At 73.9% G+C, this 23,810-nt stretch carries 15 protein-coding genes and 1 pseudogene; 10 read left to right on the top strand and 6 right to left on the bottom strand.

Going from position 1 to position 23,810, the window contains the following annotated elements; all coding sequences use genetic code 11:
• The first annotated feature begins 64 nt into the window (after window positions 1-64).
• The 3 genes from CLT75_RS10410 to CLT75_RS10400 all read left to right on the top strand — a co-directional run bounded on the left by CLT75_RS10410 (window position 65) and on the right by CLT75_RS10400 (window position 5,382).
• Window positions 65-493: a Fur family transcriptional regulator gene (locus CLT75_RS10410; protein WP_135240611.1), complete on the top strand. Its 429-nt coding sequence runs from the start codon at window positions 65-67 to the stop codon at window positions 491-493.
• A 23-nt stretch (window positions 494-516) separates the two neighbouring features.
• Window positions 517-2,793: a catalase/peroxidase HPI gene (gene katG / locus CLT75_RS10405; protein WP_135240610.1), complete on the top strand. Its 2,277-nt coding sequence runs from the start codon at window positions 517-519 to the stop codon at window positions 2,791-2,793.
• Between the two features lie 378 nt (window positions 2,794-3,171).
• Complete coding sequence (locus tag CLT75_RS10400; RefSeq protein ID WP_135240609.1) at window positions 3,172-5,382, top strand: carbohydrate-binding module family 20 domain-containing protein; 2,211 nt, start codon at window positions 3,172-3,174, stop codon at window positions 5,380-5,382.
• Window positions 5,383-5,420: 38 nt separating this feature from the next.
• Here the strand turns inward: CLT75_RS10400 and CLT75_RS10395 are convergent.
• The 4 genes and pseudogenes from CLT75_RS10395 to CLT75_RS10380 all read right to left on the bottom strand — a co-directional run.
• Window positions 5,421-6,626, bottom strand: a pseudogene (locus CLT75_RS10395) (MFS transporter); the annotation flags it as partial.
• Window positions 6,627-6,706: 80 nt separating this feature from the next.
• Complete coding sequence (locus tag CLT75_RS10390; protein ID WP_135240608.1) at window positions 6,707-7,180, bottom strand: hypothetical protein; 474 nt, start codon at window positions 7,178-7,180, stop codon at window positions 6,707-6,709.
• A gap of 34 nt (window positions 7,181-7,214) precedes the next feature.
• A complete protein-coding gene (locus tag CLT75_RS10385) occupies window positions 7,215-7,403 on the bottom strand; it encodes a hypothetical protein (RefSeq protein ID WP_013286843.1) in 189 nt (62 codons plus the stop codon).
• A gap of 41 nt (window positions 7,404-7,444) precedes the next feature.
• Window positions 7,445-8,257, bottom strand: a complete 813-nt coding sequence (locus tag CLT75_RS10380; protein WP_357209037.1) for a hypothetical protein — start codon at window positions 8,255-8,257, stop codon at window positions 7,445-7,447.
• A gap of 109 nt (window positions 8,258-8,366) precedes the next feature.
• Between CLT75_RS10380 and CLT75_RS10375 the strand changes: the two genes are divergently transcribed.
• Window positions 8,367-11,027, top strand: coding sequence for a cation-translocating P-type ATPase (locus CLT75_RS10375; RefSeq protein ID WP_135240607.1), 2,661 nt, complete (start codon window positions 8,367-8,369; stop codon window positions 11,025-11,027).
• Between the two features lie 33 nt (window positions 11,028-11,060).
• Window positions 11,061-11,942 (top strand): universal stress protein, encoded by an 882-nt coding sequence (locus CLT75_RS10370; RefSeq protein WP_135240606.1) that lies wholly within the window; start codon window positions 11,061-11,063, stop codon window positions 11,940-11,942.
• A gap of 75 nt (window positions 11,943-12,017) precedes the next feature.
• Here the strand turns inward: CLT75_RS10370 and CLT75_RS10365 are convergent, their stop codons facing one another.
• Together CLT75_RS10365 and CLT75_RS10360 are read right to left on the bottom strand one after the other, a co-directional pair.
• The gene (locus tag CLT75_RS10365; protein WP_135240605.1) at window positions 12,018-12,317 is read right to left on the bottom strand and encodes an STAS domain-containing protein; all 300 of its coding nucleotides are present in this window, start codon (window positions 12,315-12,317) and stop codon (window positions 12,018-12,020) included.
• Window positions 12,314-16,459: a SpoIIE family protein phosphatase gene (locus tag CLT75_RS10360; RefSeq protein WP_135240604.1), complete on the bottom strand. Its 4,146-nt coding sequence runs from the start codon at window positions 16,457-16,459 to the stop codon at window positions 12,314-12,316. Before CLT75_RS10360 ends, CLT75_RS10365 begins: the two co-directional genes overlap by 4 nt.
• Before the next feature lie 239 nt (window positions 16,460-16,698).
• Here CLT75_RS10360 and rph point away from each other — a divergent pair, with 239 nt between their 5' ends.
• From rph to chvE, 5 genes are all read left to right on the top strand, one after another.
• Window positions 16,699-19,377, top strand: a complete 2,679-nt coding sequence (rph, locus tag CLT75_RS10355) for a phosphoenolpyruvate synthase (protein ID WP_486485119.1) — start codon at window positions 16,699-16,701, stop codon at window positions 19,375-19,377.
• Between the two features lie 27 nt (window positions 19,378-19,404).
• A complete protein-coding gene (locus CLT75_RS10350; RefSeq protein ID WP_030499140.1) occupies window positions 19,405-19,773 on the top strand; it encodes a MerR family transcriptional regulator in 369 nt (122 codons plus the stop codon).
• A 42-nt stretch (window positions 19,774-19,815) separates the two neighbouring features.
• Window positions 19,816-20,910, top strand: a complete 1,095-nt coding sequence (locus tag CLT75_RS10345) for an oxidoreductase (RefSeq protein ID WP_135240603.1) — start codon at window positions 19,816-19,818, stop codon at window positions 20,908-20,910.
• A gap of 172 nt (window positions 20,911-21,082) precedes the next feature.
• The gene (locus CLT75_RS10340) at window positions 21,083-22,435 is read left to right on the top strand and encodes a glycoside hydrolase family 10 protein (protein ID WP_135240602.1); all 1,353 of its coding nucleotides are present in this window, start codon (window positions 21,083-21,085) and stop codon (window positions 22,433-22,435) included.
• Window positions 22,436-22,636: 201 nt separating this feature from the next.
• Window positions 22,637-23,776 carry a multiple monosaccharide ABC transporter substrate-binding protein gene (gene chvE, locus CLT75_RS10335; RefSeq protein ID WP_071094585.1) on the top strand — a complete coding sequence of 380 codons (1,140 nt, stop codon included), beginning with the start codon at window positions 22,637-22,639 and terminating at the stop codon, window positions 23,774-23,776.
• Window positions 23,777-23,810 lie beyond the last annotated feature (34 nt).

The following is a 23,810-nucleotide window of genomic DNA, read 5'->3' as shown; positions in this document are numbered from 1 at the left end:
GTGACGGCCGACACACCTGGGCAAAAACTTGATTGATTCCAAAAGACCGGACTAAGGTCGTCGCATGACGGCCGACTTCGAGACGCAGCTCCGGGCGGTCTCGTTGCGGGTGACCCGGCCCCGCCTGGCGGTGCTGTCCGCGCTGCGCGACCACCCGCACGTCGACACCGACACGGTGATCGCCCTGGTCCGCGCCGAGCAGCCCACCGTGTCCCACCAGGCGGTCTACGATGTGCTCCGGGCACTCACCGACGCCGGGCTGATCCGGCGCATCCAGCCGGCCGGCGCCACGGCCCGCTACGAGTCGCGGGTGGGAGACAACCACCACCACGTCGTGTGCCGTTCCTGCGGCGCCATCGCCGACGTCGAGTGCGCCGTCGGCCGCGCCCCCTGTCTCACCGCCTCGGACGACCACGGCTTCGTGGTGGACGAGGCGGAGGTCGTCTACTGGGGCACCTGCCCCGGCTGCGCGGCCGACCGCACCGCCCAGTGATCCGCCAGTTCGGAAGGAAGCAGATGAGCGACACCCAGGACAACCGGCCCGTCAGCCCGCAGGGCGTGGACGCCAAGGAGGCGGCCGGCTGCCCGGTCGCGCACGACTCCGTGACCGCGCACGGCAGCGAGAGCGAGAACCCGGCGATCGACTCGCCGACCCCGAAGACCGGCGGTCGTCCGCGCAGCAACCGCGACTGGTGGCCCAACCAGCTCGACCTGTCGGTGCTGCACGCCCACTCGTCCAAGGGCAACCCGCTGGGCCCGGAGTTCAGCTACGCCAAGGAGTTCGCCAAGCTCGACGTCGAGGCGCTCAAGCGGGACATCAGCGAGGTGCTCACCACCTCGCAGGACTGGTGGCCGGCCGACTTCGGCCACTACGGCGGCCTGATGATCCGGATGAGCTGGCACGCCGCGGGCACCTACCGCATCGAGGACGGCCGCGGTGGCGCCGGCGACGGCGGGCAGCGGTTCGCCCCGCTGAACAGCTGGCCGGACAACGCCAACCTGGACAAGGCCCGCCGGCTGCTCTGGCCGGTCAAGCAGAAGTACGGCCAGAAGATCTCCTGGGCCGACCTGCTGGTGCTCGCCGGCAACGTGGCGCTGGAGTCGATGGGCTTCAAGACCTTCGGCTTCGGCTTCGGCCGGGAGGACGTCTGGGAGCCGGAGGAGATCTTCTGGGGTCCCGAGGACACCTGGCTGGGTGACGAGCGCTACGCCTCCGAGAAGGACATGGTGGCCGGCGTCGGCGCGACCGAGATGGGTCTGATCTACGTCAACCCGGAGGGCCCGCGTGGCAACGCCGACCCGCTCGCGGCGGCGCACTTCATCCGCGAGACGTTCCGCCGGATGGCGATGAACGACGAGGAGACCGTCGCGCTGATCGCCGGCGGCCACACGTTCGGCAAGACCCACGGCGCTGGCCCGGCCGACCGGCACGTCGGCCCCGAGCCGGAGGCCGCGCCGCTGGAGGCGCAGGGCCTGGGCTGGCTGAGCACGTACGGCGAGGGCAAGGGCGGCGACACGATCACCAGCGGCCTCGAGGTCACCTGGACCGACAAGCCGACCCAGTGGAGCAACCGGTTCTTCGAGATCCTCTTCGGCTACGAGTGGGAGCTGACCACCAGCCCCGGCGGCGCCAAGCAGTGGGTCGCCAAGGACGCCGAGGCGATCATCCCGGACGCCCACGACCCGTCGAAGAAGCACAAGCCGACCATGCTCACGACCGACCTGTCGCTGCGCGTGGACCCGGCGTACGAGAAGATCTCCCGCCGCTTCCTGGAGAACCCGGACGAGTTCGCGCTGGCGTTCGCCAAGGCCTGGTACAAGCTGCTGCACCGTGACATGGGCCCGGTCAGCCGCTTCCTCGGCCCGTGGGTGCCCGAGGCCCAGCTCTGGCAGGACCCGGTGCCGGCCGCCGCGCACCAGCTGGTGAACGACGCCGACGTCGCCGCGCTCAAGGCGAAGGTGCTGGAGTCCGGCCTCACCACCGCCCAGCTGGTCTCCACCGCCTGGGCCTCGGCCGCGAGCTACCGTTCCACCGACAAGCGCGGTGGCGCCAACGGCGCGCGGATCCGGCTGGAGCCGCAGCGCAACTGGGAGGTCAACCAGCCCGAGCAGCTCGCCACCGTGCTTTCCACCCTGGAGGGCATCCAGCAGGAGTTCAACGCGGCCGGCGGCGCCCAGATCTCGCTCGCTGACCTGATCGTGCTGGCCGGCTCGGCCGCTGTCGAGCAGGCGGCGCGCGACGCCGGCGTCGAGGTGACGGTGCCGTTCCACCCGGGTCGCACCGACGCCACCCAGGAGCAGACCGACGTCGAGTCGTTCCGGGTGATGGAGCCGCGCGCCGACGGGTTCCGCAACTACCTGCGGCCGGGCGAGAAGACCCAGCCGGAGGTGCTGCTCGTCGACCGCGCGTACATGCTGAACCTGACCGCGCCGGAGATGACCGTGCTGGTCGGCGGCCTGCGCGCGCTCGGCAACAACGTCGGCGGCGCCGCGCACGGCGTGCTCACCGACCGGCCCGGCGTGCTCACCAACGACTTCTTCGTCAACCTGCTCTCCCCGGGCACCCGGTGGAAGGCGGCGGAGTCCGAGGAGCACGTGTACGAGATCCGGGACCTGGCGACCGACCAGGTGAAGTGGACCGCCACCGCGGTCGACCTCATCTTCGGCTCCAACTCGCAGCTGCGGGCGCTGGCCGAGGTCTACGCCAGCGACGACGCGCGGGAGAAGTTCGTCCGCGACTTCGTCGCCGCCTGGACGAAGGTCATGGAGCTGGACCGCTTCGACCTGGCCTGATCCGCCACATCTGAGCGAGCCCCGGTCCGTCGCGCCGCGACGGGCCGGGGCTCGTCCGTGTCCGGGGGTCTCGGGGATCAGCGGCACGCACCCAGCCCGCAAACGTTGGAAAATCTGCTCGGAAGTTGCGGTCGTCCCGCGAAGCGGATCGTCCCGTCCCGAGCGGCGGGATCTCGGTCGAGCGCCGGCCCGCTCGGTCCGGCATGGATCGCCGCTGGTGGTCGGGAATCCGAGGCCACTCGTGTTGCCTGCTGGTTTCGAAAACTTTGCCGCAAGCTCTTGCAAAGACTTTCATGGATGGCGCATGGTGTTCGCTACCCGGGACGGCCGCCCCACCCCCGCTCACCCTTTCGAACCCACGGAAGAGGTCCCCCAGCCATGCACTCCGCCAGGCCACACCCCCGTGGCCGCGCCGGTCGCCTGCTGCTCGCCGCCGCGCTCGTCGCGGCCGGCGGCACGGTGGCCGTCGCCGCTGCCACCACCGCCCCCGCCCGCGCCGCCGTCGTCCTCAACGACAGCGAGGTGACCGCCAACCTCTGGGAATGGAACTGGACCTCGGTCGCCGCCGCCTGCACCGACCACCTCGGACCGGCCGGATACGGCGCCGTGCAGGTGGCGCCGCCGCAGGAGTCGGTGAAGCTGCCCGCCAGCGCCGACGGCGCCTACCCCTGGTACGAGGTCTACCAGCCGGTGTCGTACAAGCTGGACAGCCGGTTCGGCAACCGCCAGCAGTTCGCCGCGATGGTCACCGCGTGCCACGACGCCGGTGTGCGCGTCTACGTCGACGCGGTGGTCAACCACATGGCCGGCACCAACAACCCGGCCGGTACGCGCGGCTACGCCGGCACCGAGTTCTCCGGCTACAGCTACCCGGCCGTGCCGTACGGCGACGGTGACTTCCACCGTCCCGGCGACAACTGCCCGACCGGCGGCACGATCAGCGACTGGAACAACGAGGCCCAGGTGACCAGCTGCGAGCTGCTGTCGCTGTCCGACCTCTACACCGAGAAGGAAACGGTCCGCAACAAGATCGCCGGCTACCTGAACGACCTGATCGGGCTCGGCGTCGACGGCTTCCGGGTCGACGCGGTCAAGCACATCCGCAAGGACGACTTCGCGGCCGTCCTCGGTAAGCTGAACAACACCGTCGTCGAGGGCCGGCGCCCGTACGTCGCGCAGGAGATCTTCGACGGGGCGAGCAACCCGGCGTTGCAGGCCCGCGCCTACATCGGCAACGGCGACGTGCTCGACTTCGCGTACGCCAAGGGCATCCGCTCGGCGTTCCAGGGTTCGATCTCGGCGCTGGCGAACGTGCCGAACTGGAACCTCGACGCGCCCGGCGCGAACGTGTTCTCCATGGTCACCAACCACGACCTGGAGCGCGACGGCGTGGTGCTGTCGTACAAGAACGGCAGCGACTACGTGCTGGCGAACTACTTCGCGCTGGCCTACCCGCACGGCAAGCCGTCGGTCTACGACAGCTTCACCTGGTCCAACCGCAACCAGTCCCCGCCGCACGACGGCACCGGCCGGGTCACCGACACGGTCTGCGGCGCCGCCTGGAACTGCCTGAACCGCACCACCGGCGTCAAGGGCATGGTCGGCTGGGCCAACGCGGCCCGCCCGGTGAAGACCGTCTCGGACTTCACCACGGTGAACAGCAACGTCATCGGTTTCCACCGGGGCGACCGGGCGTGGATCGGCATCAACGACTCCGGCTCGGCCACCACCGCCACCTTCGTCACCGGGCTCGCCGACGGCCGGTACTGCGACGTCATCTCCGGCGTCGCCACCGGCAGCGGCTGCACCGGCTCCACGGTGACCGTGTCCGGCGGCCGGGCCACAGTGACCCTCCCGGCGAACGACGCGGTCGCGATCCACGTGAACGCCCGGCCGGGCGCGAGCCCGTCCCCGTCGGCCTCCCCGACCGCGTCCCCGTCGGTCTCGCCGACCGCCTCGCCGACCGCCTCGCCCACCGTCAGCCCGGGTGACCGGATCGCCACCACGTTCACCGTCGCCGCGAACGCGGCCGCCGGGCAGGACGTCTACGTCGTCGGCAGCATCCCCGAGCTGGGCTCGTGGACGCCCGCGAGCGGCGTCAAGCTCGCCCCGCAGGGCGGCGGCGCCTACCGCGCCACCGTCAGCCTGCCCCGGTCCACCGCTGTGGAGTACAAGTTCGTCAAGCTGACCGCCGCCGGCGCGGTCACCTGGGAGTCCGGCGCGAACCGGACGTTCACCACCCCGGCCGGCGGCACGTACGCGGTGACCGAGACGTTCCGCGGCGACACCGTCAGCACGACTGTGGCCACCACGTTCTCCGCCACCGCGACCACCGTCTACGGGCAGAACGTGTTCGTGGTCGGCAACGTCCCGGCGCTCGGCGGCTGGAACCCGGCAGCCGCCGTCGCGCTCTCGCCGGCCGCCTACCCGGTCTGGCGGGCCACCGTCGACCTGCCCGCGAACACCGCTGTCGAGTACAAGTACGTCAAGAAGAACCCGGACGGCACGGTGATCTGGGAGTCCGGCGCGAACCGGACGCTCACCACGCCGGCCGGCGGCACCCGGGCCGTCAGCGACACCTGGCGCTGACGATCGTGCGGCCCGTCCCCCTCACCCCTGGGGACGGGCCGCATCCGGTCAGGCCCGGACCCGGGCCTCGGCCTCCGACGCGGTGATGACGCCTTCGCGGCCTCCGCCCCGGGCCGCCGCCAGTGCCGCGGCCAGGCACGCCACCGCGGCGAGCACCAGCGGTGGCCGGCCGCCGGCCGCGACCGCCGCCGACCCGAGCGGGATGGCCAGCGTGATCGGGCCGAACATCGCCGTGTTCGCGGTCCCGGCGACCCGCCCGAGCATCGCCTGCGGCGTGTACGTCTGCACGGCGGTGACCGCCGCGACGAGCGTCCACGGCAGACCGACGCCGATCATCACCGAGGCGGCCACAGTGCCCGGCCACCAGGGCAGGCAACGCCCGAGACAGCCGGCCGCGAACAGGACCGTGCCGGCGGCACCGACCGCGATCTCGCCGTGGCGGCGGACCAGTCGGCCGACCACCAGCCCGGCGAGCAGCGATCCGCCACCCTGGGCGCCGGCGAGCACACCGAGAAAGGTGGACGGCAGCCCGAGGCCGGTCACCACCACGTCGTACAGCGCCGCGGTGGTGAAGCCGGACATCGCGATGGACACCGCCGCGAGCGCCACGGGTACCCGTACCGCCCGCCGGGCCAGCAGCGCGGCGAGCCCGTCCCGCACCCCCGCCAGGCGGGCGGCCGGGGAGCGGGGACGGTCCGCGTCAGGCGCAACGCGCCGTACAGCACGGCCACGAGCACCGGTACGACGGCGGCGAGCACCGCGACGACGTGCCCGCCCCGCCACGCGTACAGGCCCGCCCCGGCCAGCGGCGCCACCAGCTTCACGCCCTCCTGCGCGCTCGACCGCCAGCCGTTGACGTCGGCCAGCCGGGCCGGGGGGAGCGCGGCGGGCAGCAGCGCTGTCTCGCCGGCGTCGACGAGCACGTAGCCGATCCCGTAGGCGAGCGAGACGGCGTAGATCAGCCACGCCTCGCCGGGCCCCCGTACCGCCAGCAGGCTCAGCAGCGCGGCGGCGAGGACGAGGTTGACGCCGATCACCAGCGGACGCCGGGGCACCCGGTCGAGCAGGCCGCCGAGCCACGGGCCGGCCAGCGCCGGGGCGTACACGCAGAGACCGGCCAGCGCGGCGAGCCCGGTCGAGCCGGTCAGGTCCAGGATCCAGATGCCGCAGACCAGGGCCATGGCGCTGCCGCCGAGGCCGGACAGCAGCGAGACGGCCACGAACAGGACGGCGTTGCGGCGCATGGATTCCCCCGAGAGGTTGAGTCTGGTGGACTCACATCCTCCGGAGTTGAGCCGTCATGGGGCAATGCCTCGGTCGTATGTCAATGCGATGTTGACAGCGCGGCGGCGATGCGCCGGGCGGCGTCGCGGGCCGGAGCGGGCAGCCGCCGCCCGGCTCCGGCCAGGTCGTCGGCGAGGTGCGCGGCCAGCGTGTGCAGCGGCCCGGCGCCGGCGTCCAGCGCGAGCGCGCAGGTGCGGCGCGTCAAGGCCGCGCGGGGGAAGCGGCCGTCCCACGCGCGGTCCGCCTCGATCCAGCGGTGCAGGTCGGTGACCGCCGCCCGCAGCACGGGCAGGTCGGAGGCGCCGACCGGATCGAGCCGGGCCAGGCGGGCCCGCCGGGCCGCGACGAGGCGTTGCCGGCGTTGCTCGGCGGCCTGCCGGCTGCCCAGGCCCAGCGCCCGTGCGATCTCGGTCCAGGTGGCGCCGTCGTGCCGGGCCCGGTCGATCAGGTCCAGCTCGCGGTCGTCCAGCCGGACCCGGGCCGCGGCGATCTCGGACAGGTGGTCCAGGGTCACCTGTCAACGCTACATTGACACCCGCCTCGGCGCGTCAGTCCTCCGGGACGCCAGGGCCCACCTCGCCGCGCGCCAGGCGCTCGGCGTTGCGGTCGGCCTCGCTCTCCGCGTTCTCCGCCCCGGCACCCGGGTCCCGGGTACGCCGCCCCTCGGCGTCCTGGAACACCTGCCCGCGCTCGAGCGCGCCCTCCTGCTGCCGCTGGAACTGCTCCGGATCCGTCATGACCGTCAGGTGCCCCGGCGGCCGCGCGGCAAACCGGTACGTCAGCGCGGCGGCGCCACGTAGAGCGCGGTCCGGCAGCCGGTCTCGCCCGGCTCCAGCCAGATCCGGTCGTACCCGGGGGACTCGATCTTCCCGGCCGGTGTGCGGACGAGCAGGAGGCAGTCCCGTTCGGCCGGTACGCCGACGGCGGCGACCAGCGCGCCCTCGTGCACCGTCGTGTCGACGGTGATCCAGTCCTGCGGGAAGGCCGCCCGCACGGCGCCCGCCAGCGTGTCCGGGGTGGCGGTGCGCAGCACGGCGGTGAGCCGCTGCCGCCCGTCCTCGGGCACCGCCGGCACCGGCGCGGCGGTGGGCGGCGAGGGAGCGGCGCCGCTCGGACAGTCGATCTCGTGGTACGTCGTGTAGCGGTAGAGCTCGAGTTCGTAGCGGTAGCAGCGCGCGGCCTCACCGGCGCTGTTGCTCGCGCCGCCGATCGACACCGGCGGCTGCTCCGGCACCGTCACCACGAACCGCACGTCGACGGTGGCCCGCTCGTTCCCGGCGGTGCGCCCGGACCAGGCCAGCGCCTCCCGCCGGACTGTCGCACCGCCGCCGGACGCGGCGTCCGTCGGCTCCTGGACGATCTCGGCCGCTGCGATCGACCCGGCGTCCCGCGCCCGGTTGCGGTGACCCAGCTCCGTGTTGAGCTGCTTCGCCTCCGCCGCCGCGGTGTCGCGCGCCAGTTCGTCGCCGCTCTCCTCCCCGATCCCCCTCCCGCACCCCGCCGATGCGAGCAGGAGCACCGCGAGCGTCCACCGGACCCACCGGTGACGGGACGGAGGTGTCGGGACGGTGGCGCTGCGTGTCCGGTTCACCGCGCGGACGTTACCGGCGCGCCGGGCGCCGCGCTGCCCCGTGCGCGGGGGCCGTTGGTCCCGGGTCCGACAGGACCTCGGCCCTGCGACCCACGTAGGGTCGCGCGGCATGCTGGGATTGCCCGGCGCGGGCGGCGACGACATGGAGGACGATGTGGTGATCAACGGCGGGCCGGCGACAGCGACGACGCCCACCGAGATCTCTCCGGCCCCCGCGACCGGGCTCGGCTCGGCCGAGGCGGCCGCCCGGCTGCGCGCCGACGGCCCGAACACCGTGGCCGCCCCGCGCAAGCGCGGGCTGGCCGGCCGGGTGTTCCGCCAGCTCACCGACCCGCTGGTGGCGCTGCTGCTGGCCGCCGCCGTGGTGACCACGCTGCTGCGCGACTACCCAGACACCGCCGTGATCGTGCTGGTCGTCCTGATCAACACCGCGATCGGCGTGGTGCAGGAGGTACGCGCCGACCGGGCCGTCGCCGCGCTGGACCGGCTCGCCGCACCGACCGCGCGTGTGGTCCGCGACGGCCGTGACCTCGTGCTGCCCGCCGCCGACCTGGTGCGCGGCGACCTGGTCCGGCTGGAGGCGGGCGACGTGGTGCCCGCCGACCTCGACCTCACCGACGCGGTACGCCTCAGCCTGGACGAGTCGGCCCTGACCGGCGAGTCGGTGCCGGTGGCCCGGGTCGCGGGGGAGGAGGCCAGCGCCGGCACCGTCGTCACCACCGGCCGCGCCACCGGAACCGTGGCGCGCACCGGCGCGGCGAGCGCGCTGGGCCGGATCAGCGCCCTGGTCGCGGCGACCAGGCCGGCGCCCACCCCGCTGCAACGACGCCTGTCCTCGCTCGGCCGGGTGCTCGGCCTGACCGCAGTGGTGCTCTCCGGGCTGGTCTTCGCCATCGGCGTGCTCGACGGGCGGCCGGTCACGCAGATGGCCGTCACCGCCGTCAGCCTCGTGGTGGCGGCCGTACCGGAGTCGCTGCCCGCCGTCGTCACGCTGGCGCTCGCCCTGGGCGCGCGCCGGATGGCCGGCAGCCGCGCCATCCCCCGCCGGCTGCACGCGGTGGAGACTCTCGGCTCGGTCACCGTGATCGCCTCCGACAAGACCGGCACGCTCACCGAGGGCCGGATGGCGGTGCAGTACGCGGTCGTCCCCGGCCGCGACCGCTACGCCGTCACCGGCACCGGCTACGCGCCCGACGGCGAGGTGCACCACCGGGGCGAGCCGGTGAGCGCCCCGGACGAGCTGCGCGCCCTCGCCCGCGCCGGGCTGCTCTGCAACGACGCCACGGTGACGCCGCCCACCGACGAGCGGCCCGAGTGGACGGCGATCGGTGACCCGCTGGAGGCGGCGCTCGTCACGTTCGGCGCCCGCTGCGGCCTGGACCCGGACACCACCCGCGACGCCTGGCCCCGCGTGGCGGAGGCCCCGTTCGACCAGGACCTGCGCCGGATGACCACCGTGCACCGCCGCTGCGACGGGCGATACCTGGTGGTCTGCAAGGGCGCGCCGGAGAACCTGCTGGCCGCGCCGCTGGTGGACGCCGAAGCCGCGGAACTGGCCGAGCTGACCGACGCCGCGCACCGGCTCGCCACCGAAGGGCTGCGGGTCCTGGCGGTGGCCTCCGCGGTGGTCGACACCCTGCCCGACCCGGCCCGGCCGACCGGCCTGCGCCCGCTGGGCCTGGTCGCGGTCGGCGACCCGCTGCGCGCCGCGGCGCCCGGCATCGCCGCGGGCTTCGAGGAGGCCGGCATCCGGCTGGTCCTCATCACCGGCGATCATCCGGCGACCGCCGCCGCCATCGGCGGACGGCTCGGGCTCTGGCGCGACGGCGACCCGCTCGCCAACGGCGACGACGGCGACCCGGGCCGCGCCCACCCCGAGACCCGGGTGTACGCGCGGACCCAGCCGGAACAGAAGCTCGACATCATCGCCGGCCTCCAGAACCGGGGGCACGTGGTGGCGATGACCGGCGACGGCGTCAACGACGCCCCGGCGCTGCGCCGCGCGGACATCGGCGTGGCCATGGGCGGCGGCACCGAGGTGGCCCGGCAGGCCTCCGACCTGGTGCTCGTCGACGACGACCTGACCACCGTGGCGACCGCCATCGGCGAGGGCCGCCGGATCTACGACAACATCCGCCGGTTCCTGCGCTACGCGCTCGCCGGTGGCGTGGCCGAGATCGCGGTGATGCTGCTCGGCCCGCTGTTCGGCCTGCCGGTGCCGCTGCTGCCGGCGCAGATCCTCTGGATCAACCTGCTCACCCACGGCGTCCCCGGAGTGGCGCTCGGCGCGGAGCCGGCCGAGCCGGGCACGCTGCGCCGGCCGCCCCGCTCGCCGCAGGAGTCGGTGCTCGGCGCCGGCCTGGGCCGGGACGTGCTGGTCACCGGCGGGCTGATCGCCGCGGCGACGCTGGGCGCCGGGGTGTGGGCCGCGGCGTCCGACCGGCCGTGGCAGTCGGTGGTGTTCGTGGTCCTCGGCCTGGCCCAGCTCGGCGTGGCGCTGGCGGTCCGCGCGATCCGTACCCCGGGCTCCCGCGAGCGCAACCTCGCGCTGCCGGTGGCGGTAGCGATCTCCGCTGTGCTCCAGGTGGCGGGCGTGCTGCTGCCGCCGCTGCGCGAGCTGCTCGGCACGTCCCCGCTCAGCGCGCTCGACCTGCTCGCCTGCGCCGCGATCGGCGTGCTGCCCGGGCTGGTGCTGCGGCTGACCCGCCGCTTCCGCGGGACCAACGGCCCCCACGCCGGGGCCGCCGGCCCTGCCGGGCCGGCCGCCTGACCGGCAGGCTGAGGACGAGTGAAGGAGGACGACATGACGATCCACTCGCAGGCCCCCGTCGTGGTGGGCGTGGACGGCTCCGCCGCCTCGCTGGACGCGGTCCGGGTGGCAGCCCGCGAGGCCGCCGACCGGAACCGGCCACTGCAGGTGGTACACGCCTTCATCTGGCCGCTGACCCGCGCGCCGCTCACCCCGGCCCCGGGCGCGCCCGCCGGAGCCGGCCTGCGCAACCAGGCCGAACGGGTCGTCGCCGAGGCGGTCGCCGAGGCCGGCAAGGTCGCGCCGGACGTACCTGTCACCGGCGTGGTGGTCGACGGCGCGCCGGCGGCGGTGCTGGTCGCCGAGTCCCGCGAGGCGGCGCTGATCGTGCTCGGCCACCGCGGCCTGGGCGGGTTCGCCGGCCTGCTGATCGGCTCGGTCACGCTCCAGGTGTCGGCCCGCGCGCACTGCCCGGTGCTGGTGACGCGCGGCGAGGCGCGCGCCGACGGGCCCGTCGTGGTCGGCGTGGACGGCTCCGAGCTGTCCACCGCGGCGGTCGGGTACGCGTACGAGGAGGCCGCCCGCCGGGGCGCGTCGCTGATCGTGGTGCACGCCTGGCTGTACCCCACACCGATCGGCCCCGGCGACATCCTGCCGCTGGTGTACGACCCGGAGGCGCTCGCCGAGGAGTCCCGGCGCGTCCTCGCCGAGTCGATCGCCGGCTGGGCCGAGCGTTACCCCGACGTGCCGGTACGGCAGCGGTCGCTGCGCGGCGCCCCGGCCCGGGTGCTTGTGGAGGAGTCGAAGGACGCCCAGCTCGTGGTGGTCGGCGCGCACGGCCGGGGCGCGCTGGGCGGGCTGCTGCTCGGCTCGGTCAGCCACGCGGTGCTGCACCACGCCCACTCGCCGCTGGTGATCGTGCGCAACGGCGCCTGACCCCTCGACCGCGCCCGACCAGGCGACGGCGCCGACGGCGCCCGACCCGCGACAGCGCCTGACGCCCCGACGGCGTCAGGCGCTGCGGACCGTGGTGAGGTCGGCCAGCCCGGAGATGGTCAGCAGCGGCTCCAGCAGCGGGCCGGCGATCAGCGCGATCCGGTCGGCGTGCGGGAACAGCGCGGCCAGCCCGGCGCTGTCCAGGTACTCCACCTTCGTGAGGTCCACGACCAGGGGCTCGCCGTCGGAACGAACGGCGTCGGCCAGCGCGTCGGCGAAGGTGGAGGCGTTGCTCATGTCGATCTCACCGACGGCTGCCAGCACGCGGACGCCGTCCGGGCTGTCGCTCGTGGTCAGAGTCAGGGACGTGCTCATGGCGTGATCCTCGCCTGCATGTCGACGGTGGTGCCGGTGGCCCCGGGGGTGACGCTGATGTTGTCCATCAGCGCGCGCATGAGCACGAGTCCCCGGCCGCGGTGCGGGTCGGGAGGCTGGTCCCGGTCGCGCCAGTGGCCGCTGTCGGTGACGCTCAGGCGCAGCGCGCCGGCGGTGGCGGCGGCGCGCAGCCGGATCCGGCCGCCCGGGTCGTCGCGGTGCCCGTGCTCGATCGCGTTGGCGCACGCCTCCCCGGCCGCCACCAGGATGTTGTAGGCGTGGGCCGGGGCCAGCCCGCAGCGGTCCAGCCATCCCCGCAGCGCGGTGCGGACCTCGGCCAGGCGCGTCGACTCGGCCGGGAACTCCAGTTCCAGCGGCCCGGGGTGGCGGTAGAGCAGCAGGGCCACGTCGTCGTGGTAGCCGCCGTCCGGGGTGAGCCGGTCCATGATCTCGGTCGCCAGCACCTCGACCGGCGCGTGGTGACCCTGCTGGACGGCGTCGGTGGCGCGGGCGATGCCGGCGGTGATCGGCTGGCGGCGGCGTTCCACCAGGCCGTCGGTGTAGAGCATCAGGGTGGCGCGCGGCGGCACCGTCGCCTCCGCCTCCGGGCGCTCCTGGCCCGGGCGTACGGCCAGTGGCCGGGACCGGCCGTGTTGCAGCAGTTCGGGAGTGCCGTCGGCGCGGACCACGATGGCCGGTGGGTGACCGGCGCTGGAGTAGTGCATCAGGCCGGTGGCCGGGTCGAGCACGCCGCAGAAGACGGTGGCGCAGGACGCCCCCGGCAGCAGCGCGGCGAACCGGTCCAGCGCCACGAGCGTGCGGGCCGGGCTCGGATCCTGCAACAGCAGCGCGCGGCAGGCGCTGCGCAGCTGACCCATCACCGTCGCGGCCCGCAGCCCGTGTCCCACGCAGTCGCCGACCACGATGCCGATGCGCCCGTCCGGCAGTTCCACAGTGTCGTACCAGTCGCCGCCGACCTTGAGCGGCATCGCGGCGGGGGAGTACCGGACCGCGAAGCCGGCGGGCAGTTGCGCCGGGCCGAGGATCGCCCGTTGCAGGGCCAGCGCGGTCTCCCGCTGCTGGTCGATCTGGTGCACCCGATGCAGCCCCTGGCCGATGTGGCCGGCCAGCAGCGCGAGCAGGGTCTGGTCCTGCTCGGTGAAGGGCCGCTTCTCGCCCAGGTCGATCCAGAGCGCCATGGTGCCGTGCGGGTGCTCGACGGCGATGCCGGCGCCGTGCGTACGCGTCGCCACCGGGGTCAGCAGCGGGGTGTCCCGCAGCGCGAGCAGCGCCTGCCGGCGCTCCGGCGGCAGCGTGTCCCAGCGTGCCGCCGGGTCGATGGCGGTCACCTCGGGGGCGGGCAGGTCGCCGAAGACTGCGGTGAGCACGCCGGCGGCCCGCCACAGCCTGCGCAGCTCGTCCAGCACCCCGTGCAGCGCGTCGGTGAGGTCGTCGGCCTGCGACAGCCGCATGCTGAGCCCGGCGAGGGCGGTCTCCCGCTGCACCGCGTAGTGCTCGGCGGTGACGTCGCGGAACGTGCCGACGATCATCCGCCGGCCGGTGTCCGGGTCGTCGACCTGGTTGAACGCGGCCGAGATCCAGATCCGGTGCCCGTCGCGGTGGGTCACCGGCACGGTGTACGTGCCACGGGTCTGCCCCACGAGCGTCGAGAACGCCTCCGCCACCTGGCGGTGCGCCTCGGGCTCGGCCTCCCGGTCCGGCCACCACGGGTGCACCGCCGGATAGGGCAGGTCCTCGGTCCCGTAGCCGAGGATGCCGGTGAACGCCGCGTTGATCTCGACGACCGCGCCGTCCTCGTCGCAGACGAAGAACGCCTCCTGCAACGAGTCGACGAGCGCGGTACGCCAGCGGGCGTGGTGGTTGCGCAGCCGGGCCAGCTCCACGTTCGCCCGGACGCGGGCCAGCAGTTCGGCGGCCGGGAACGGCTTCACCAGGTAGTCGTCGGCGCCGGCCTCCAGCCCTTCGATCGAGGCCTCCTGCCCGGCGCGGGCGGACAGCAGCAGCACCGGCGTGCCGGCCGTCCGCTGGTCGGCGCGCAGCGCGGCGACCAGTTGCAGGCCGCCGAGCCGGGGCATCATCACGTCGCTGACCACCAGGTCGGGGGTGTGCGCGCGGGCGGCGTCCAGCGCGGCCTGCCCGTCGGCCACCGCGTGCACCTCGTGCCCGGCCGAGCGCAGCAGCCGGGTGAGGTACTCCCGCATGTCGGCGTTGTCGTCGGCCACCAGGACGCGGGCCGGCGCCCCGCCGGGCAGCGGCTGGAGCGGTCCGCCGGGCGGGTCGTCCCCGCCGACGGCGCCGCCCGGTTCGGCCGGCAGCCAGCGCAGCGCCTCCTGCACGAACGGCTCGGCGGACGCCGGCGTCCGGCCGGTGCCCGCCGGGGCGAGCGCGTCGGCCGGAAGGTGGCCGGTGCCGAACGGCAGCCGGATCGTGAAGGTGGTGCCCCGGCCCGCGGTGCTGTGCGCGTCGATGTCGCCGCCGTGCAGCGTGACCAGCTCCTTGACCAGGGCCAGGCCGATGCCGCTGCCCTCGTCGGAGCGGGAGCGGGCGTTCTCGATGCGGTGGAACCGCTCGAACAGGCGCGGCATCTCGTCGGCGGGTACGCCGATGCCGGTGTCGGAGATCCGCAGCACCGCCGTGTCGCCCTCGGCGCGCAGCTCCACCCGGATGGTGCCGTCGAAGGTGAACTTCAGCGCGTTGCTGAGCAGGTTCAGCACCACCTTCTCCCACATGCCGAGGTCCAGGTGTACCGGCTCGGGCAGGGGCGGGCAGTCGACCTCGAAGGACAGGCCGGCCCGTTCGATCGCCGACCGGAAGACGCTCGCCAGGTCGGCGGTCACCGCGGCCAGGTCCACCGGCTCGTAGCGGGCCTGCATCCGCCCGGCCTCGATCCGGGAGAAGTCGAGCAGGCTGTTCACCAGCTTGCCCAGGCGCAGGCCGTTGCGGCGGATGACGTCCAGCTCGGCCCGGACCTGCTCGTCGGCGTCCGGCAACCGGCCGCGCAGCTCGTCCAGCGGGCCCATGATCAAGGTGAGCGGCGTGCGGAACTCGTGGCTGATGTTGGAGAAGAACGCGGTCTTCGCGCGGTCCAGCTCGGCGAGCTCCTCGGCCCGCCGCTGCTGCGCCTGGTAGCTGCGGGCGCTGGCGATACCGGTGGCGAGATGCCCGGCGGTCAGCTCCACGAAGCCGCGGTACCCGTCGTCCAGCGCCCGGTAGCGGTTCAGCCCGGCGACCAGGAACCCGTACGGCGCACCGCCCTGCTGCCGCAGCGGCACCAGCAGCGCCTCGGCTGGCGCGGCGGGCCAGACACCCGCCGGCAGGTCCGCGAAGGCCGGGCCGTCGAGCGCGACCCGCACCGACTCGCCCTCGGTGAGGGCGCCGGCCGGCCACGGCGCGGCCGGGTCGCCGGGCGACAGCGTGGCGGGGGCCGCCGGATGGCCCGCCGCCAGCCCGGTCGCCTCCACCAGCCGGGCGCCGTCGTCGTCGTACAGGTAGGTGAGCGTGAACGGCAGGTCCTGCGGGTTGCGGGCCAGCTGGCGGCTGACGAACGCGAGCGTCTCCTGTTCGGTGCGGATGACGCTCGGGTCCGAGCCGAGGTCGCGCAGCGTGGCCATCCGCCGCTCGCCGATGACCCGCTCGGTGTCCTCGCTGACCACGCAGAGCATCCCGACCAGGCCGCCGTCGTCGTCGCGCAGCGGGCTGTAGGAGAACGTGTGGTAGGTCTCCTCCCGGTAGCCGGCGCGCTCCAGGAACAGCAGCAGCCCTTCGTCCCAGGTCGCCTCGCCGGTGCGCAGCACGGTGTCGACGCGCGGACCGATGTCGTTCCAGATCTCCGCCCACACCTCGTTCGCCGGCAGCCCCAGCGCCCACGGGTACTTGCGGCCGAGCGTGTCCCGCCGGTAGGCGGCGTTGCAGAAGAAGCTGAGCCGCGGCCCCCAAGCCATCCACATCGGGAACCGGGAGGACAGCAGGATCCGCACCGCGGTCCGCAGGCTCTGCGGCCAGGTGTCCGGCGGGCCCAGGGGGTGCGCCGACCAGTCGATCCGCGCCAGGTCCGGCCCGATCTCCGCGTCCACGGCGAAGACGTCGGCACGCGTACGCGGGTCGGTGTCAGCGCCGCTCATCGCCCGAGTCTCCCCCACCCCGTCCGGTCCCGCTCGTCCGGGCCGCGTCGCGGCCTCGTGGTCGCTTCTTGCCCCGCCGCGCCCCCGGCACTCCACCCGGGGCGGGGAGATCTGACTCACGTGACGGCAGCGGGTCAGGGAAGGGGTTCGTGGTGCGGCAAAACGAAAGGCAAGGAGACACCTCTCCTCGCCACTATCAACGTATATCGCACCCCGGGTCTTGCCGCAAGGCCCCGGTGATGCCGCAGAATCAGCGGCCGATGCGGGTCGAGCTGCGAAAACGGGGGCAGGGCATGACCGGACGGTACGTGTGGCAACTGCACGAGGTGGACGAGACGCGGATCGCCGCGGTCGGCGGCAAGGGCGCGCACCTGGGGGCGCTGACGCGGGTCGACGGGGTGCGCGTACCTCCGGGTTTCTGCGTCACCACCGACGCCTTCCGGCTGGCCGTGGCGCGGACGCCGGCGCTGGCCGGCCCGCTGGAGCGGCTCGCCCGCGCGGACGCGGACGACCCGGCGGCGATCCGCGCTGCCGCCGCCGAGGTCCGTCGCGCCGTCGAGCGGGCCGCGCTGCCGGGCGAGGTCGCGGCGGCGGTCACCGCCGCGCTGGCCGGGCTCGGCGCGGACGCCGCGTACGCCGTGCGGTCGAGCGCGACAGCGGAGGACCTGCCGGACGCCTCGTTCGCGGGCCAGCAGGACACCTACCTGAACGTGGTCGGCACGGCCGAGGTGCTGCGGCACATCAGCCGCTGCTGGGCCTCGCTGTTCACCGACCGCGCGGTGACCTATCGGCGGCGGCACGGCATCGACGACCGGTCCGTGGAGATGGCGGTGGTGGTGCAGCGGATGGTCGTCCCGGACGCGGCGGGGGTCATGTTCACCGCCGACCCGGTCACCGGCGACCGGACGGTGGTGTCGGTGGAGGCCGGCTTCGGTCTCGGCGAGGCCCTGGTCTCCGGCCTGGTGAACCCGGACGTCTTCACGGTGCGCGACGGCGCGGTGGCCGGCCGGACGATCGGCGCGAAGGCGCGGGCGGTGCACGCGGTGCCCGGCGGCGGCACCCGGGAGACGCCGGTCGACCCGGCGCGGCAGGCCCAGCCCGCCCCGACCGACGCGCAGGCGGTACGCCTCGCCGCGCTGGGCCGGCGGATCGAGGCGTACTTCGGCTGCCCGCAGGACGTCGAGTGGGCCCTGACCGGGGACGACGTCCACATCCTCCAGAGCCGGCCGATCACCACGCTGTTCCCGGTGCCGGCGGTCGCCGCCGACGGGCGGTTCCACGTCTACCTGTCGGTCGGCCACCAGCAGATGATGACCGACGCGATGAGGCCGCTGGGCCTGTCGATGTGGCGGCTCACCGCCATGGCGCCGATGCACGAGGCGGGCGGCCGGCTGTTCGTCGACGCCACGCCGCACCTGTCCACGGTGTCGGGCCGTGCCGCGTTCCTGGGCATGATCGGCCGGGCCGACCCGCTCACCCGGGACGCGCTGGAGACGGTCCTCGCCCGCGACGTCGTACCGGCCGCGCCGGACCCGGACCCGGCCCCGGCCGGTCCGCCCGCGGGCGGACCGCCACCCCCGATCGAGACCGACCCGGCGATCGTCACCACGCTGGTCGAACGCAGCCGGGAGTCTCTCGCCGCCCTGCGCCGCGACGTCCGCGGCCGCTCCGGACCCGCGCTGTTCGACTTCCTGGTCGAGGCGTTCACCGAGCACAAGCGGGTGCTCACCGATCCGGTGAGCGCCCAGGTGATCATGGCGGGGATGCAGGCCACCTGGTGGCTCAACGACAGGCTGGGGGAGTGGCTCGGCGAACGCGACGCCGCCGACACGCTCACGCTGTCCGCGCCCGGCAACGTCACCGCCGAGATGGGGCTGGCGCTGCTCGACGTGGCCGACGTGGTCCGCGCGTACCCCGAGGTGGTGGCGTTCCTGCGGGACGCCGCCGACGACGGGTTCCTGGACGAGCTGCCGAAGCTGCCCGGCGGCGCGCAGGTGCGCGCGGCCGTCGAGGGCTACCTGGACCGGTACGGCATGCGCTGCGTCGGCGAGATCGACATCACCCGGCCACGGTGGAGCGAGCGCCCGGCCACGCTCGTGCCGCTGATCCTGGACAACGTCCGCACCTTCGCCCCGGGCGCCGCCGCGCGCCGCTTCGCCCAGGGCCGGGAGCGGGCCGAGGCGAAGGCCCGGGAGGTGCTGGACCGCCTGCGCGCGCTGCCCGACGGCGAGCGCAGGGCCGCCGAGACGCAGGCCGTGATCGATCGGGTACGGACGTTCGCCGGCTACCGGGAGTACCCGAAGTACGACATCGTGAGCCGCTACGCCGTCTACAAGCAGGCGCTCATGGCGGAGGCCGACCGGCTGGCGCGCGCCGGTGTGCTCGCCGACCCGGAGGACGCCTATTACCTCACCTTCGACGAGTTCCGTGAGGTCGCGGCGACCGGGCGGGTGGACGCCGGGCTGATCCGCAGGCGCCGGGAGGAGTTCCGGTCGCACCAGGCGCTCACCCCGCCCCGGGTGCTCACCTCCGACGGCGAGGCCCTCAACGGCTCGTACCGGCGCGACGACGTGCCACCGGGCGCCCTGGCCGGGCTGGCGGTCTCGGCCGGCGTGGTCGAGGGGCGGGCGCGGGTCGTGGCGGACCTGGCCGGTGCCGACCTGGAGCCGGGCGACATCCTCGTCACCGCGCACACCGACCCGAGCTGGACGCCGCTGTTCGTGGGTGCCGCCGGCCTGGTGACGGAGGTGGGCGGCCTGATGACGCACGGCGCGGTGATCGCCCGCGAGTACGGCCTGCCCGCGGTGGTGGCGGTGCCGGACGCGACCCGGCTGATCCCCGACGGCGGGCGGATCCGCGTGCACGGCACCGACGGGTACGTCGAGCTGCTGTCCGGACCGGCGCGGCATGCTCGATGATGGAGGTCCGGCGAGCGGGGAGGCGCGATGCGGATCGGGGAGCTGTCGGCGCGGACCGGGGTGAGCGCCCGGTCCATCCGGTACTACGAGCAGCAGGGCCTGCTCGCCGCCCTGCGGACGCCGAGCGGGCAGCGGGTCTTCGCCGAGTCGGCGGTGGACCGGGTCCGGCTCATCCAGCGGCTGTTCGACGCCGGGCTGAGCAGCCGCCGGATGGCCGAGCTGCTGCCCTGCGTGACCGATCCGGAGATCCGCACCTCGTGGCTCACCGACCGGCTGCGCGAGGAGCGGGCCCGGATGACCGCCGAGATGGCGCGGCTCGCGCACGCCGTCGCGGTGCTCGACGACGTGGTGTCCGACATGACGGTGACCGAGGACACCCGGGATCCGGCCGCCTGAGCGCTTGCCCTTGACACCGGTGTCAACTCCTAGCGTCGGGTCATGAACGCGACACTGGACACCGCATCGCCGCTGACGCCGCTGCTGGCACCCGTCACCGTCGCCGGGCTGCCGTTGCCGTCCCGCTTCGTGATGGCGCCGATGACCCGTAACCGCGCGCCCGGTGGCGTGCCGACGCCGGAGATGGCCGGCTACTACCGGCGCCGCGCCGCGGCCGGCATCGGCCTGATCGTCACCGAGGGCGTGCTGGTCGACCATCCCAGCGCCGGCTACGAGGACACCGTGCCGCGGATGACCGCCGGCGCGGCCGAGGCCGGCTGGCGGGGGGTGGTCGAGGCGGTGCACGCCGCCGGCGGCCGGATCGCCGCGCAGCTGTGGCACCTGGGCAGCCTGCGCGAACCGGTGGACGGCCGTCCGGCGTGGACCCCCTCGGGGGTACGCGAGCCGGGCCGCCCGGCGCCGCACGCGATGACCGCAGCGGACGCGGACGTGCTGCTGGCGGCGTACGCGGACGCGGCACGGGTCGCGATGCGGGCCGGGTTCGACGCGATCGAGATCCACGCCGCGCACGGCTACCTGCTGGACGAGTTCCTGTGGCCGTACACGAACCGCCGGACCGACGCGTTCGGCGGCTCACCGGCGCGGCGGGCGGCGTTCCCGGCGGCGGTGGTGCGCGCGGTCCGCGCGCAGGTCCCGGCGCGTTTCCCGGTGATCGTGCGGTTCTCCCAGTTCAAGGAGCGGGCGTTCGACGCGCGGATCGCCGAGACCCCGGCCGAGCTGGCGCCGATCCTCGGCGCGTTCGCCGAGGCCGGCGCGGACGTGCTGCACGCCTCGCAGCGCCGCTTCTGGCAGCCGGCGTTCCCCGGCTCGCCGCTGAACCTGGCCGGCTGGGCCAAGCGTCTGACCGGCCTGCCGTCGATCACCGTCGGCTCGGTCGGGCTGCGGCGGGACTTCCTGCGCCCGGACGGCCCGGAGTCGGTGGCGGGCCTGGCCGCGCGGCTGGCGGACGGGGAGTTCGATCTGGTCGCGCTGGGCCGCGCGCTGCTGGGCAACCCGGCCTGGGTGACGCACGCGGCGGCCGGCCGGCTGGACGAGATCGTCGACTACCGCAAGGCGCACGAGGACGTCTATCCCTAGGCGGCAGGGGGTTGACGCCGGGGGATGTTATCGCTCACAGTCGATGGCAGGGCATGAGCGCCGCAAGGCTCACCGGGCGAGCCGCGCTGGTCGTACCTCGACACCGTCACCGGACGCGGGGTCGGGGACTCGCACCACCACCATCGCGTAACCCCCCGGAAGAGGAATCCGCATGAGACGAAAGAGAGCCCTGCTGACCACCGGCATCCTGGCCGGCGCGCTCGTCGCCGGGATGGCGGTGGCCCTGGCACCGGCCGCGAGCGCCGGCACCACGCTGCGCGCGGCGGCAGCCGAGAAGGGCCGCTACTTCGGCGCCGCTGTCGCCACCGGCAAGCTGTCCGACAACACGTACGCCACGGTGCTGAACCGCGAGTTCAACTCCGTGGTGGCCGAGAACGAGATGAAGTGGGACGCCACCGAGCCGCAGCAGGGGCGGTTCAGCTACGGCGGCGGCGACCGGCTGGTGAGCCACGCCCGCGCGAACGGGATGTCGGTGCGCGGGCACGCGCTGCTCTGGCACCAGCAGCAGCCGTCGTGGGCGCAGGGCCTGTCCGGCAGCGCGCTGCGCAACGCCGCGATCAACCACGTCACCCAGGTCGCCACCCACTTCCGGGGGCAGATCTACGCCTGGGACGTGGTGAACGAGGCGTTCGCCGACGGCGGCAGCGGCGGGCGTCGCGACTCGAACCTGCAGCGCACCGGCAACGACTGGATCGAGGCCGCGTTCCGGGCGGCCCGCGCCGCGGACCCGGGCGCGAAGCTCTGCTACAACGACTACAACACCGATGGCATCAACGCGAAGTCGACTGGTATCTACAACATGGTGCGCGACTTCAAGTCGCGTGGCGTGCCGATCGACTGCGTCGGCTTCCAGTCGCACCTGGGCACCACGCTTCCCGGTGACTACCAGGCCAACCTCCAGCGCTTCGCGGACCTGGGCGTGGAGGTGCAGATCACCGAGCTGGACGTGATGACCGGCGGCAACCAGGCGAACATCTACGCCGCCGTCACCCGGGCCTGCCTGGCGGTGTCGCGCTGCACCGGCATCACGGTGTGGGGCGTGCGGGACTGCGACTCGTGGCGCGGCTCGGACAACGCGCTGCTGTTCGACTGCTCGGGCAACAAGAAGGCGGCGTACAACGCGGTGCTCGACGCGCTCAACGCGGGCGGGAACAACCCGCCGCCGACCACGACCCCGCCGCCGAACAACCCGACCACGCCGCCGCCGGGCCAGGGCGGGTGTACGGCATCGGTGACGCTGAACTCCTGGACCGGTGGCTTCGTCGCCAACGTGAAGGTGACAGCCGGCTCGTCGGGCACCCGGGGATGGACTGTCACCATGACGCTGCCGGGCGGCGCGAGCATCACCAACACCTGGAGCGCCACCGCGAGCGGTAACAGCGGCACGGTGCGGTTCACCAACGTCGACTACAACGGCCAGCTCGGGGCCGGTCAGAGCACCGAGTTCGGGTTCCAGGGCAACGGCAGCGGATCGGGCATGACGCCCACCTGCTCCGCGACCTGAGCCGGGCCACCGCGGGGGCGGCGCGCCGTCGCCCCCGCGGTGCCCCGCCACGCCGTCCCGTCCGACCTGGACTGCCGTCTCTGTTACGAGAAAGAGACATGCGCATTTCGCGCGATTGGTTGACGGGGCAACTTGTGAGCGTTAACACTCCCCGTGAGGGTTACCTGTGTCACAGGGACCGCCACGACAGGGAGGACGCTCGTGCGCAGACGACTTCTGGCCGCACTCAGCGGTGCCGCGCTCGCGATCAGCCTGGCCGCCTGCAGCGGCGAGGGCGCGGGAGGCGGCGGAGACACCAGCTCGGCCAAGCCCGGCGACCTGACGATCGGCGTCTCGATGCCGACGCAGACCTCGGAACGGTGGATCGCCGACGGCAACTCGGTGAAGGAGAAGCTCCAGGCAAAGGGCTACAAGGTCGACCTCCAGTACGCCGGGGACGACATCCCGACCCAGTCGCAGCAGATCGACCAGATGATCACCCAGGGCGCGGACGTGCTGGTCATCGCCCCGATCGACGGCACCGCGCTCAGCGGCCAGCTCCAGGCCGCCGCGGCGGCGAAGATCCCGGTCATCTCCTACGACCGGCTCATCCGCAACAGCCCGAACGTCAGCTTCTACGTCAGCTTCGACAACTACAAGGTCGGCGTGGCGCAGGCCAACGCGCTCCTGGTCGGGCTCGGCCTGCTCACCAAGGACGGCGCCAAGGGCACCGCGACCGGCCCGTTCAACGTGGAGCTGTTCGCCGGCTCGCTCGACGACAACAACGCCGGGTTCTTCTTCAACGGCGCGATGGACACGCTCAAGCCGTACTTCGACGCCGGGACGCTGAAGGTCAAGTCCGGGCAGACCAAGATCGAGCAGGCCGCCATCCTGCGCTGGCAGCAGGAGACCGCGCAGAAGCGGATGGAGGACCTGCTCACCTCCAGCTACAACGACGGCAGCAAGGTCGACGGCGTGCTGTCGCCGTTCGACGGCCTGTCCCGGGGCATCATCACCGCGCTGCAGAACGCCGGCTACCGCGGCGGCGCCAAGAAGATGCCGGTGGTGACCGGCCAGGACGCCGAGGTCGCCTCGGTCAAGCTCATCAACGACGGCGTGCAGAGTTCGACCGTGTTCAAGGACACCCGGCTGCTGGCCGAGCAGGCGGTCATCGCCGCCGAGGCGTTCCTGCGCAAGGAGGAGCCGAAGGCCAACGAGACCAAGGCGTACAACAACGGCGTCAAGGTCGTGCCCGCGTTCCTGCTGCCGGTGCAGACCGTCTACAAGGAGGACATCAAGTCCGTCCTGATCGACTCCGGCTACCTGACCGAGCAGGAGGTCGCCGCCGGACGGGCCGGCTGACCCGCGCGGCGACGGGCCCGGCGGCCACCGCGCC

Source organism: Micromonospora sp. CNZ285 (assembly GCF_004637285.1).
The sequence above is the reverse complement of the archived record's forward strand: the minus strand, read 5'-3'. Positions and strand labels throughout refer to the sequence as shown.

Coding starts and splice junctions, on each gene's coding strand:
- CLT75_RS10400 (WP_135240609.1), top strand. CDS start 3,172: ATGCACTCCGCCAGGCCACACCCCCGTGGCCGCGCCGGTCGCCTGCTG.
- CLT75_RS10340 (WP_135240602.1), top strand. CDS start 21,083: ATGAGACGAAAGAGAGCCCTGCTGACCACCGGCATCCTGGCCGGCGCG.
- CLT75_RS10345 (WP_135240603.1), top strand. CDS start 19,816: ATGAACGCGACACTGGACACCGCATCGCCGCTGACGCCGCTGCTGGCA.
- CLT75_RS10375 (WP_135240607.1), top strand. CDS start 8,367: ATGCTGGGATTGCCCGGCGCGGGCGGCGACGACATGGAGGACGATGTG.
- CLT75_RS10365 (WP_135240605.1), bottom strand. CDS start 12,317: ATGAGCACGTCCCTGACTCTGACCACGAGCGACAGCCCGGACGGCGTC.
- CLT75_RS10370 (WP_135240606.1), top strand. CDS start 11,061: ATGACGATCCACTCGCAGGCCCCCGTCGTGGTGGGCGTGGACGGCTCC.
- CLT75_RS10385 (WP_013286843.1), bottom strand. CDS start 7,403: ATGACGGATCCGGAGCAGTTCCAGCGGCAGCAGGAGGGCGCGCTCGAG.
- CLT75_RS10350 (WP_030499140.1), top strand. CDS start 19,405: ATGCGGATCGGGGAGCTGTCGGCGCGGACCGGGGTGAGCGCCCGGTCC.
- CLT75_RS10360 (WP_135240604.1), bottom strand. CDS start 16,459: ATGAGCGGCGCTGACACCGACCCGCGTACGCGTGCCGACGTCTTCGCC.
- CLT75_RS10410 (WP_135240611.1), top strand. CDS start 65: ATGACGGCCGACTTCGAGACGCAGCTCCGGGCGGTCTCGTTGCGGGTG.
- katG (WP_135240610.1), top strand. CDS start 517: ATGAGCGACACCCAGGACAACCGGCCCGTCAGCCCGCAGGGCGTGGAC.
- rph (WP_486485119.1), top strand. CDS start 16,699: ATGCCGCAGAATCAGCGGCCGATGCGGGTCGAGCTGCGAAAACGGGGG.